Origin of the sequence: Erysipelothrix aquatica (assembly GCF_009828775.2) — a bacterium.
In the GTDB taxonomy this organism is placed as follows: Bacteria; Bacillota_I; Bacilli_A; order Erysipelotrichales; family Erysipelotrichaceae; genus Erysipelothrix; species Erysipelothrix aquatica.
Genome location: NZ_WTSY02000017.1, coordinates 33,931 through 46,196, shown reverse-complemented (window position 1 = coordinate 46,196; position 12,266 = coordinate 33,931). Strand labels below are relative to the sequence as shown.

The following is a 12,266-nucleotide window of genomic DNA, read 5'->3' as shown; positions in this document are numbered from 1 at the left end:
TGGTCTTTTATTTTTTTATTTAATTGCTTATACTTCATATGGGAGCTCCTTTTAGTCGGGTGGGCTCCTTTTATTATACAAAAACAACCGCACCTTGGTGGTGCGGTTGAGATTTGAATTTAGGAAAAAGTAAGTGTCCAAAAGGCACTTACTTTTTTTAGTCGTGAAAACGAACAATTGTTGCTGTGAGTGGATCAAGAATCAAGGTTTGACCCTTAAGTAAAACGCCATCAATAAAATCCAAACCGTTGAGGTTAACGTTTGTACGGTCTGCAATTATGGTTCCATTCGAAAGATTTCGAGCATACCCTGACAAATCAATATAACGTTCAATACTGTCTGCATTTACAACAACAAGATACTCACAAAGACATTTAGGATCATATGCTGAGTAGGCAATAACGAGGTCATTTAGACCAATGCAGTTCGAACTGATGAGCCGCACGTTTTCATGAATGGCTTCTTTGGTCGCGTGTGTAAATGCATGTGTGCTCTTTCGAAGTGCAACCAGTCCAGCTGTATAATTCATGGTTTTGACGTGCTCAGGGTAATTGACGAAGTCTGTCACCTTACGCCACTCAAAACGATTAATGAGGTCACTGGCTTGATAAGAATCATGTACAAAATAAGGATTCTCGAAGGGAGTACCATCTTCGTTATGCATCATGGTAGATTTATAGGGAATTTCTGAAACGGTATCAAGAATTTGTTTCGTACGTCCGTACTCTTGACCAGCATGTAGAAATGCGGTTCCTTGAGCGGTAAGAATCATAAGATTGCCAAGTCGTTGTCGTTGCAAGATTTCGTTCTCGTAGAATTTTGGATCTTTCCGTATTGATTGGGCGAGGACATCGTGCAACGTGAGGTTATCATGGGCTGCGATGTAGTTAACAACATCCCCTGGATCATCGGCATAAAAATTACTAGGATTCGCAATAAGATTGTCATAAATAGTGTGAATATTACGAGCGCCACCTGTGAGGAAACGTGGTTGCCCTTCACTCCCATATCCTGACTTTAATTCATTTCGCATTTCATCGGAGAAAGATCCAACTGCTTGGGTGTATTGCATCCATTGCTGATCCGCGGCATGGTCAATACGGATGCCCTCATCACCTGCATAGGAAAGCCAACCTTCACCAATCATTAAAACATTCGGGTTGATGACTTTTGCTGCGTCAAAGGCATTTTGGATGGTGGTGGCATCATGGTCACCCATCATATCGAATCGGAATCCATCAATTTTAAAAACTTCTGTAAAATAACAAATTGAATCGATTAAGAGGCGTCGGCTCATTGCGTGAGTCGTTCCAAGACGACCACCACCGAAACTCTCTCGAGGTGATGCATCCAGATTCATAAAATGATAGTAATTGGGTTCAATGTCCTCGAGGATGTGCATTTGGGCTGTATGGTTGTAGACAACATCCATGGTAACGCCCATGCCACGATTGTGGATCTCTTGAATAAGATTCTTGAATTCGATGATGCGTAGCTCGGGGTTGCGAGGGTCTTGCGAGTACATTCCGCTTAGTGAGAAATAACTATGTGGATCATAACCCCAATTATAATTGTTGTTGGCAGATGTGTAGTTTAAAATTCGATCGCGGTTAAGTTCGTCAATGAAGTAGTAACTCATAACAGGTAAGAGTTGAATGTGAGTTACACCTAGATTTTTAATATAATCAAGCTTCTCAATGAAGGCTGCGAATGTTCCGAACTCGGCTTGAAGTGTTTCCGAAATATCAGGGTCTGAAGTAAAGTCGCGAACATGGATCTCATAAATGATGGCATCCTCACGTGTTTCATATCCTTGAATGGACGCAAAATCAAGTTTTGGACCTAACTGCTTGGCATTTACAATGGCGCCTTTACCAATAGTAGAATCGGTATCGCTCGCCCATGCTGCCATGGATTGAGCATAAGGATCTAAAGTGAGATAGGTTTGTCCATCACGAAGGATTTCAAACTGATAAAAGAACCCACGAACTGAGGGGAGTGATGTATTTTCGCTATTCAGAAGACTATGCCATACCCCATGCGTTCTTCTAGCCATTTCAAAACGTCCAATGACAATCTCTGGGTTATCTTTATCGTAAAGAACAAGCGTAACCGTTTCTGCACTTGGTGCCCATAAGTAAAAATCTGCGGTTCCGTCAGGGTACAAGAAAGCCCCCAAAGGTCCATCATATTGATAAAGTTCGTCTTTGAGCTGCCAAGCCATGATAACGGGATATGTCGCGCCACCAAGGGAAATATGTGTTGGATAGTTAATATCATAATCGCCGATCAAATACACAGTATGTTGATCATATTCGATTTGAACATCGACAGGTTTGAATTGCATAGATTTGTTTGTAAGCATAAGCTTCTCTAAAATATTGTCAGTGGTAAAACCTGCGGTCGTTGTGAACTGGAGAATAACAACACTGTCATTAACCAGTAGTGCACTTTTTATTATTGATTCAGAGTTGTGATCGGGTTCGGGATACATCATAAAATCACCCTTTCTAAATTATTCAACATGAAACATGTTACGGTTGAACAAAATTAAGCCTTTAAAGTATACGGCAAGAATTGCAATTCATGCAAGTTATGCCATAAAAAGAGAATCCAAAGTCATCAATAAAGCCTAAACGACTAATGTTGACTTTGGATTCGTGGTGAGATTAATAATTCTTGGTATCGGGGTCTGGTGCTGTTCCCGCAACGCCATGTAAAGCATCAATGCGTGCCATATCCTCGTTAGAAAGTTCAAAATCATGGATTTGGAAGTTTTCTTCGATGCGTGAAGGTGTTACCGATTTGGGCAACGGCAAGAATCCGTGCTGTAAGGACCAACGGAGTGTTACCTGTGCAACGGTGCGGTTATACTGTTTCGCTATCGCAATGAGTTCCGGAACTTCGAAAAGATTCCCAGTTCCCAATGGACTGTATGCTTCTGTAAGCATGCCGTGGTCAGTATTATACGCTACAAGCTCGGCCTGCATATCACTAGGGTTTAAGTAAATTTGATTAACCATAGGCTTGATCCGAGCTGTTTCGTACAATGCTTCAAGATGATGTTGGTGGAAATTAGAAACACCAATCGCACGAAGTTTGCCTTGATCGTATGCATCCTCAATAGCACGCCATGTTTCACTGTTAATGCCTTTCCAGTCATCACGATATGCGACAGGGTTGGGCCAATGGACTAAATACAAATCAATGACATCAATCTGTAATTTTTCTAAAGAGGCGTCAATCGCAGTCATAACCTCGTCATAATGACGCATATCATTCCATAACTTTGTAGTGATAAAAAGGTCGTTGCGATCAATGCCACTTTCTACAATTGCATCCCCAACACTTTGCTCGTTACCATAAATGGTTGCAGTATCGATGTGACGGTAACCGACATCCAGAGCTTTAAGCACAGATGCTTTAGCAACGTCGCCATCCGGGGTTTGCCAGGTTCCAAAACCGATTGCAGGTACTTCAACGCCATTCGTTAATGTATAGTTTTTCATGTGTGATCCTCCTACATGTAATTATACGTTATATTTAAACAGAGATAAATTAAAAGCCTCTTGGAAGAGGCTAAAAGTTGAAGAGGGTTTTAATGATATTTCCACCCGCAATAAATGTTCCAATTGAACTGAGCAAGTTGGTGAGTAACAATACGAGTAAAATACGTAAGACCTTATTTTGAAACCAGCGTTTCGGCTTTGAGATGTCGTCTGCCAAAGCGTTAAAATCCTTCGTGGTCGGTGGGCGTTGATAGGCTTCCATGAGACCTGCGAAAATTCCAACTGCAAGAAAGGGGCTTAACGTTCCGATTGGCGCAGTGACCAACGTGGTGAGGATAGTGAGTGGGTGTGCTCCGGCAATGATCGCCCCCAGTGTTGCTAGTCCGGCACTTAGACCCATCCACACAAGAAATTGCTGTAGTCCTACTTGTGGGTTTCTAAAAGTAAGCAGTGTCACAAGTAGAATCAAGATTCCAGGAACAAGCCATTGAACCCAAGAATTCTTTTTCTTAGGCGGCACAACATTGAGCTCGCTTAGCGAATGCGTTTCATACAAAGCTTCAATAATCCCCTCGGTATGAGCGGCACCAATCACAACAACTAATGTATCGCCATAAACGGCTTTAATCTTCTCGGCCATGTAGTAGTTGCGTTCGTGCAAAAGGCGCAACGAAACATCCGGCAGGTGCTCATCCATTTCCCGTACAGCTTCAAAAAGTAAGTCACTTTGTTTTAGGGCTTCAATATCGGCGCCATCAACAGTGTCATCTGTAAAGAAACTTGTGATTAACGTTGCAATTAAGTTAAGTTTCTTCCAGAATGTCAGATTACGCCATATGCGCTGAAATGTCACTTGAACATCACGGTCAATCATATGTGTTCGTGCACCAACCACTTGGGCACTTTCGATTGCCTGAAGCATTTCTTGACCAACTTGTGTGTCAAGGTCATCAGCCATGCGCTTCTGATAGGATGATAGAATCAAGTTGGTTACAAACGATCCGACTTTCTTATTTTTAATGACTTGTTTGATATCGATGTCTTTTTGTTCATCACGATGCTGTAGACTATGTGCACGTTGCGCATCGAGCTCAATACAGACGGCATCGGGTTGCGTTGTTTCAATCACCATTTTAACTTCTTCAACGGATTCTTTTGATACGTGGGCAGTAGAAACAAAATGGATCACTTTATTTTCAAAATTTATCGTTTTCATGCAATTACCTCTAGCCATATGATACCAAAAAATACTCTAAAATTGGAATTTTTAAATAAATTGCGAAAAGTATGAATAAACTTGTGAAAAAGCATATTAAAATGCGTAAAATCATGTATAATGAAACGCGGTGATGGAAAGATGTTACATTTTAATTTAAGAAAAATTAGAAAAGAACTCCGTCTAACACAGAATAAATTAGCTTCACGTATAAACTATTCGCAACAAGCTGTTGCGAAATGGGAAAGTGGGAACTCGAATCCTGATATGAGGAACCTCATTCGTCTTTCAAATGAATTGAAAGTAACGATTGATACCCTGGTTCGAGAGGTACCCGACGCAATCGATCAAAAGCATTGTGCAGTGAGTATTAAGAGAAATTTATTCCACGTTGTTAACAACGTGAGTTCACACGAAGAACTAGGTGTTGATTTATATAGCCTGGATGAAGCTGACAAGCTTTTACTTGTCGATGAATTGTTCGATTGTCTCGTCAATAGTTCGGTAATCGCAAGAAACACAGCAGAATAACAACATAAGTGTTTGATGGAAGGAGCGAAAGCTCCTTTGTTTGTGTTAAAATCGAGACAACAGAAACGAGGCAATATCTATGAAAGTTGCGGTAATTAGTGATATTCATTCGAATTTGAACGGATTAAAGTGGGCGATAAGTGATGCTCAAAGCCGAAATGTTGATCAGATTATTTTTCTCGGCGATTATATTACAGATGGCTATCAAGATAACGAAGTACTTGATTTGGTAATGAAATATGGAGGAATCCAAATTTCTGGGAATCGAGAGCGCATCTTTGAAACGTTTGACTTCAATCATGTTCCGATTAATCTGGAACCAATCGCATGGACGTATGCGAATTTAACCCAAGCAAATCGTAAATACATAAAAGCATTGCCTAAAGTTGAAGAAGTAAAATTGGGTAACTATCGCGTTCTTGTAGTCCATGGCGATGGCTTTGAACACTATCCGTCAATTGAAAAGGCGTTTGATAATCTCATAAGGGTTTATGACTTTGATATTTGTCTATTTGGTCACTCCCATGATGCTCAAAATTATTACTATGGCAATAAATACTTTATCAATCCTGGGTCTGTGGGGATTCCGATTACACAAGATGGGTACCAATACAAAATTGTGACCGTTTACCCAGAACTTTCGATAGCAACTTACAATAAACAAACATATCATCATTTATCGACGGTTGTGGAAGACTATAAACAGTCTGAATACTATCGCGATAATCCGCTATGGGCATCTCTCATCCTCCGAAATATAATAACGAGTGAGGATTTCGGTCCAAAGTTTTGGCGATGCTTCGATGAAATCGCAACAACATACAATCATCTAAGTCTGAGCGATCAATGGCAGCTCACGTTTGCACTCTATAATACACGCCATAATAAGTCGAAACACCGATGTATCCCTAAAATGCCTGATAATAGTCTCTAAAAAACAGCACATCAACAAATATGTAATACTTTCTAGAAATAAATGGAAAAAATGTCGCGATAAGATTGACATTCGCTCAAATGTTGGTAAAATACTAGTGTTATCAAAATATGCCAAAGACAGCAACGGCCTAGCGCTTAATCATGTTGCCGAGGTAAAAGTATAAAAAACTTTTAAACCTACGTCTTTGATGTGGGTTTATTTATTTGGTTATAATTTGATTTCCGCGAGATCGAATGGAGGTGAATCATTTGCGTAACGAAGTCTTAGAAAATAAGAAAGCAGTTGTTGCAGAGATTCAAGATAAGGTTAAAAATTCAGCATCATCAATTATTGTTGAGTATCACGGATTAGACGTTGTACAAATTACAACACTACGTCGCCAACTTCGTGAAGAAGGAATTGAGTTCAAAGTTTACAAGAACAAATTATTCCAACGAGCAGTTGAAGGTACAGAATTTGAAGGCTTAAAAGATGAATTAGTAGGACCTAACGCTGTAGCGTTTGGTACTGATGCAGTGGCACCTAGCCGTGTACTTGCACAATTTGCTAAGAAAAACAAAAAATTAGTCCTCAAGGCTGGTGTAGTTGACGGAAACATCGTTAACGCTGAAGAAATTAAAGAACTTTCAGCATTACCAAACCACGATGGCATGATTTCAATGTTACTTGGTATGTTCCAATCACCAATCCGAAGCTTTGCATATGCTGTGTCACAAGTGGCAGAACAACGTGCAGAAGCTGAAGGAGTTGTTGTTGAAGAAACAGCTGCTGAAGCAGTAGCTGAAGAAGCTACAGAAGAAGTAGCAGCAGAAGCAGTTGTTGAAGAAACAACTGAAGCTTAATTAGAAGGAGAAAATTTACAATGGCTAAATTAACATCAGAAGAATTAATCGCTTCCCTAAAGGAAATGACAATTCTTGAATTAAACGAATTAGTAAAAGCAATCGAAGAAGAGTTCGGAGTTAGCGCAGCAGCTCCAGTAGCAGTTGCAGCAGCAGGTGCTGAAGAAGAAGCAGAAGGACCAAGCGAAGTTTCAGTTTACATCAAAGAAATCAGCGGTTCAAAAGTTGGAGTCATCAAAGCACTTCGTGAAATCACAGGTCTTGGTATGATGGAAGCTAAAGCATTAGTTGACAGCGCACCAGCAGCAATCAAAGAAAACATCAAACCTGCAGAAGCTGAAGAGCTTAAAGCTAAGCTCATGGAAGCTGGCGCAGTTGTTGAAGTTAAATAATTCAAAACTGATTGAAGATAATCTGTGAGTCATTACTTTACAGACAATTCAGATCTAAAGCAAAACCGGAAAGAAGTTCCTTTCCGGTTTTTAGACATTGAATATGTCGTTCATTCAGATGATGGTGTGTTTTCTAAAAATGGTCTAGATCGAGGGACCGAAGTCCTTTTGAAAGTTGTGACAAATCAAGAATTAACGGGAAATGTTGCGGATTTAGGAAGTGGCATTGGTGTGATTGGCGTTATCTTGTCATCATACTTTGATATCAATATCACAGGGGTTGATGTTAACCCACGTGCAGTTGAACTCGCAAACTTAAATTTCAAACGGCATGATGTAAAAGGAAAAAATATCGTTCAAGATGGGTTGACGGGAACGTTTGATGCAGTCATAAGTAATCCCCCAATTCGTGTTGGAAAAGAAAAATTATACGAATTATTCGATTCGGCGTACGAATCACTTACTCGCGGTGGGTCATTCATATTTGTTATGAGAAAATCTCATGGTGCTAAAAGTGCGCAGGCAAAATGTGTCGAATTATTTGGTAATTGCGAACTACTAAAAAAAGACAAAGGTTTTTATGTCTATCAAGCCAAAAAAGATTGACTTATGGATCACGAAGTGATAACATATAAAATTGCATAATAGTGGATTTATGCGCGTTTTTTTGGTTGTTGTAAAAGTACAGGAAAGGATGGCATAAATGGGAAAAAACCAAGTATATAGTGTAAAGAAATTTGGTAACAAAGCGACACGTCGTGACTACTCACAAGTTAGTGGAACTTTGGAATTGCCAAATTTAGTAGAAATTCAAACGGAAGCGTATGAATGGTTTAAAAATGAAGGTCTCGATGAGGTTTTCAATGAAATCTATCCTATTCAAAGTTATAACGAAAATGTAAAACTGAAATTTGTTGGTTACTCATTCGGAGAACCGAAATATGATGTAGAAGAGAGTCGATCACGCGAGGCAAACTATGCCGCGCCTTTACGTGCTGTCATGCGTCTTGAAATAATTAACAAACAAACAGGTGAAGTTATCGAAAAAGAAGAAGAAGTCTTTTTAGGCGATCTTCCTTTAATGACAGATAACGGAACATTTATCATTAATGGTGCAGAACGTGTAATCGTATCACAAATTGTTCGTTCACCAGGGGCATACTTTAAGTCCGAAACAGATGATAAGACTGGCCGTGAGACATTCATGTCAGAACTTATCCCAAGCCGTGGTACATGGTTAGAATTTATGAGTGACGATCGTAAGGCTGCTAACGGACGTGTTTTAAACATGAAAGTTGACCGTAAACGTACAATCGTTTCTACAATTCTATTCAAAGCATTTGGTCTAAGTTTAGACTTACAAGAAGGTGAAGATACTTTTGATGTTTCATCATTCAAGACATTCTTACGAACATTGGACTTACCAGTTCATGATGAGTGGGAAGAGTTAGATAGTGAACGTCGTGAGTTCTTGACATTGTATGCACTACTTTATACTGCATACTTCGGAAACTATCCTGAACTTGTAAATACATTAGCATTAGACAAAACCGTAACATTCGAGGATTCATTACGATCAATGTACGAAAACCAACGTGCAGATGAGATTCCTACAACGGATGGTGCGATTAACTTGATGAACGCGAAGTTTTTAGATCCACGTCGTTATGACCTTAACAAAGCGGGACGTTTCAAACTTCATAAAAAACTTGAAATCTTTAACCGTATTAAAGACACATATCTAACAGAAGATTTAGTAGATCTTCAGGGAAATGTGATTTTTGCAAAAGGAACACACATCACACACCGTGATGATGTCAATAAAGTTCGTGATGTATTACGCCAAGGTGGATACATGAACGTGTTCCCACTTCGTAATATCTTCTCAGCTCCAGGTGTAGATACATTTGAAGTTACTGAAGACATTAACTTAGTAGGACGTATCCTTGCAAAAGATATCTACGAAGAAAATTTTGAGTTTGATCGTGGAACAGTTTTAACAGAGCAAGATATTGCAACTCTCAAAGGATTTGAAATCACAATCTATACAGGAATTGCAGCAAAACCTGTTCAAGTAACAGCTGATAACGTATGGTCAGTGTTAAACTACGGACAACGTCTCTTTACATTTGGTCGTCTACAAACGGCAACTGGAGAGACATTGATGTCAGCAAAAGGAACACCTGTTGTTGATTTATTTGTGCCAAATGTTAACCACCCACGTTTAAATAAAACAAATGAAAAATTGGTTACTGAATCATTAAGTGATGGACCATTAACACTTTGGTTAGTGGGTGCAGCAATGCAAGAAATGTACGTTTCGACATCAGAAGACCTTCAAGACCAAGTTAAAATTGTCGGAATGGATCCATTGTTAGATAAAACAACAATCGTGGCTTCTGACGTCTATTCAACATTCTCATACTTCTTAAACTTCTTAGATGGTTTAGGAAACGAAGATGACATTGACCAATTGGGAAACCGTCGTATTCGTACCGTTGGAGAATTAATCCAAAATCAATTCCGCATCGGGTTAAGCCGTATGGAACGTGTCGTTAAAGAGCGTATGTCAATCTCTTCAGATTCTGCGAACTTAACACCTAAAACACTTACAAACGTTCGTCCATTAACAGCAATGGTTAAAGAGTTCTTCTCTTCATCCCAATTGTCACAATTTATGGATCAATTAAACCCATTAGCGGAACTTACAAACAAACGTCGTATTTCAGCGTTAGGACCGGGTGGTCTTACGCGTGATCGTGCCGGATTCGAAGTTCGTGACGTTCATACATCACACTACGGCCGTATCTGTCCAATTGAAACACCTGAAGGACCAAACATTGGTTTGATTTCTAACTTAACATCATATGGTCGTCTTGACCGTTATGGATTCATCCAAACACCATACCGAATCGTTTCGGAAAATGGTGATGTATCTGAAGATGTTGTTTACTTATCAGCTGATGATGAATTCGAATATGTTATTGCGCAAGCGAACGAAATTGTTGACGGCAAACTTGTAAATGATGAAGTTGTTGTTCGTTACCAAGGAGAAAACATTCTTGCACGTCGTGAGACTGTTGAATTGGTTGACGTCTCACCAAAACAAATTGTTTCTGTTGCGACTGCAGCGATTCCATTCCTTGAAAATGATGATGCGTCTCGTGCGCTCATGGGTGCCAACATGCAACGTCAAGCGGTGCCACTCTTAATTCCGAATTCACCTTATGTTGGAACAGGTATTGAACACCGTATTGCGAAAGACTCTGGATCTGCTGTCATCTGTAAGACAGATGGTATGGTTTCATATGTTGACGCAAATAAAGTCATTGTGAATAGTGTTGAAGGAAAACCTCGCACATATACAATGCAAAAATTCCGTCGTTCAAACCAAGGAACTGCAATTAATCAAAAACCACTCGTTAAGATTGGTGAAAAAGTATTTGCAGGAGATATTCTTGCGGATGGACCTTCAATGCAAAATGGAGAGTTGGCATTAGGACAAAACGTTACTGTTGCCTTCATGACATGGAATGGATATAACTACGAGGATGCGATCATCATGAGTGAGCGCCTTGTTAAAGAAGATGTTTATACATCAATCCACATTGAAGAATATACAATTGAAGTCCGTGAAACAAAACTCGGACCTGAAGAAATTACACGCGATATACCAAACGTTAGTGAAGTAGCAAGTCGTCACCTTGATGCACGTGGAATCGTCATGATTGGTGCTGAAGTAAAAGAAGGCGATATTTTGGTCGGTAAGGTAACACCAAAAGGCCAAAGCGAAATTTCACCAGAAGAAAAACTCTTACTTGCTATCTTTGGAGAGAAATCACGAGAAGTTCGTGATAACTCACTTAAAGTTCCACATGGTGGATCAGGAATTGTTCAAGACATTCGTATCTTCCGTCGTGAAGATGGCCATGACTTGCCACCTGGAGTGAGTGAAGCTGTTAAAGTATATATTGTACAAAAACGTAAAATCTCTGAAGGAGATAAAATGGCGGGTCGTCACGGTAATAAAGGGGTTATCTCCCGTATCTTACCTGAAGAAGATATGCCATTCATGGAAGATGGAACACCAGTTGACATCATGCTTAACCCATTAGGGGTTCCGAGCCGTATGAATATTGGTCAAATTCTTGAGTTACACTTAGGTATTGCAGCGAAGAACTTAGGCGTTAAATTTGCGACAAGTGTCTTCGATGGTATCGAAACAGATGAGCTCTTCCGCATCATGGAAGAAGGAAATGTCGCACCTGACGGTAAGATGGTACTTTATGATGGACGTTCTGGTGAACGTTACGATGAACGTATTTCAGTCGGTGTTATGTACATGTTGAAACTATCACACATGATCGATGACAAATTACATGCACGTGCAACTGGTCCGTACTCACTTGTTACACAACAACCACTTGGTGGTAAGGCACAAAATGGTGGACAAAGATTTGGAGAAATGGAAGTTTGGGCACTTTATGCTTATGGTGCTGCAAACACACTTCAAGAAATCCTTACAATCAAGTCTGATGACGTCAATGGACGTACGAAGACCTATGCCGCAATCCAAAATGGTGAAGATATTCCTGAACCAGGAATGCCAGAATCATTCCGAGTGCTTAAACATGAGCTCCAAGCATTGGCGCTTGATGTTAAATTCTTAGATGAAAACCAAGAAGAAATCATTGAAAGTGAAGAACGTATTGAAGATGGAAAAATTGCTCCACAATACGGAACTGCACCTGAAGAAGAACCTGTAGCAGATACAGCAGATGAAATTTCAGAATACGAAACAAATGCTGAAGATGAAAACTTTAGCATAGAAGCTTAAGG

9 protein-coding genes and 1 other annotated feature are annotated in these 12,266 nt (G+C 39.8%); of the genes, 6 read left to right on the top strand and 3 right to left on the bottom strand.

The features are described 5' to 3' along the window. Positions 1 to 157: 157 nt before the first annotated feature. From GVV20_RS06215 to GVV20_RS06205, 3 genes are all read right to left on the bottom strand, one after another. The gene (locus tag GVV20_RS06215; RefSeq protein WP_159741543.1) at positions 158 to 2,497 is read right to left on the bottom strand and encodes a pullulanase; all 2,340 of its coding nucleotides are present in this window, start codon (positions 2,495 to 2,497) and stop codon (positions 158 to 160) included. A gap of 172 nt (positions 2,498 to 2,669) precedes the next feature. Beyond that, positions 2,670 to 3,509 (bottom strand): aldo/keto reductase, encoded by an 840-nt coding sequence (locus GVV20_RS06210; protein ID WP_159741544.1) that lies wholly within the window; start codon positions 3,507 to 3,509, stop codon positions 2,670 to 2,672. Between the two features lie 70 nt (positions 3,510 to 3,579). Then, the gene (locus tag GVV20_RS06205; RefSeq protein WP_159741545.1) at positions 3,580 to 4,725 is read right to left on the bottom strand and encodes a TraB/GumN family protein; all 1,146 of its coding nucleotides are present in this window, start codon (positions 4,723 to 4,725) and stop codon (positions 3,580 to 3,582) included. A 141-nt stretch (positions 4,726 to 4,866) separates the two neighbouring features. On the opposite strand from GVV20_RS06205, the gene GVV20_RS06200 reads away from it, so the two are divergent. From GVV20_RS06200 to rpoB, 6 genes are all read left to right on the top strand, one after another. Continuing rightward, positions 4,867 to 5,256 carry a helix-turn-helix domain-containing protein gene (locus tag GVV20_RS06200; protein WP_159634350.1) on the top strand — a complete coding sequence of 130 codons (390 nt, stop codon included), beginning with the start codon at positions 4,867 to 4,869 and terminating at the stop codon, positions 5,254 to 5,256. A 79-nt stretch (positions 5,257 to 5,335) separates the two neighbouring features. After that, positions 5,336 to 6,190 (top strand): metallophosphoesterase family protein, encoded by an 855-nt coding sequence (locus GVV20_RS06195; RefSeq protein ID WP_159741738.1) that lies wholly within the window; start codon positions 5,336 to 5,338, stop codon positions 6,188 to 6,190. A gap of 95 nt (positions 6,191 to 6,285) precedes the next feature. Then, positions 6,286 to 6,404: a sequence feature (ribosomal protein L10 leader region), on the top strand. 37 nt (positions 6,405 to 6,441) lie between these two features. Further along, positions 6,442 to 7,035, top strand: a complete 594-nt coding sequence (gene rplJ / locus GVV20_RS06190; protein WP_159741729.1) for a 50S ribosomal protein L10 — start codon at positions 6,442 to 6,444, stop codon at positions 7,033 to 7,035. 20 nt (positions 7,036 to 7,055) lie between these two features. Beyond that, positions 7,056 to 7,427: a 50S ribosomal protein L7/L12 gene (gene rplL / locus GVV20_RS06185; RefSeq protein ID WP_159634339.1), complete on the top strand. Its 372-nt coding sequence runs from the start codon at positions 7,056 to 7,058 to the stop codon at positions 7,425 to 7,427. Between the two features lie 24 nt (positions 7,428 to 7,451). Further along, the gene (locus GVV20_RS06180; RefSeq protein WP_159812744.1) at positions 7,452 to 8,033 is read left to right on the top strand and encodes a class I SAM-dependent methyltransferase; all 582 of its coding nucleotides are present in this window, start codon (positions 7,452 to 7,454) and stop codon (positions 8,031 to 8,033) included. A gap of 97 nt (positions 8,034 to 8,130) precedes the next feature. Continuing rightward, a complete protein-coding gene (gene rpoB, locus GVV20_RS06175; protein ID WP_159812746.1) occupies positions 8,131 to 12,264 on the top strand; it encodes a DNA-directed RNA polymerase subunit beta in 4,134 nt (1,377 codons plus the stop codon). The last annotated feature ends 2 nt before the right edge of the window (positions 12,265 to 12,266 follow it).

Bases quoted from the DNA above. Each gene is read 5' to 3' on its own strand.
- rpoB (WP_159812746.1), top strand. From the start codon at position 8,131: ATGGGAAAAAACCAAGTATATAGTGTAAAGAAATTTGGTAACAAAGCG.
- GVV20_RS06205 (WP_159741545.1), bottom strand. From the start codon at position 4,725: ATGAAAACGATAAATTTTGAAAATAAAGTGATCCATTTTGTTTCTACT.
- GVV20_RS06195 (WP_159741738.1), top strand. From the start codon at position 5,336: ATGAAAGTTGCGGTAATTAGTGATATTCATTCGAATTTGAACGGATTA.
- GVV20_RS06210 (WP_159741544.1), bottom strand. From the start codon at position 3,509: ATGAAAAACTATACATTAACGAATGGCGTTGAAGTACCTGCAATCGGT.
- rplL (WP_159634339.1), top strand. From the start codon at position 7,056: ATGGCTAAATTAACATCAGAAGAATTAATCGCTTCCCTAAAGGAAATG.
- GVV20_RS06215 (WP_159741543.1), bottom strand. From the start codon at position 2,497: ATGATGTATCCCGAACCCGATCACAACTCTGAATCAATAATAAAAAGT.
- GVV20_RS06200 (WP_159634350.1), top strand. From the start codon at position 4,867: ATGTTACATTTTAATTTAAGAAAAATTAGAAAAGAACTCCGTCTAACA.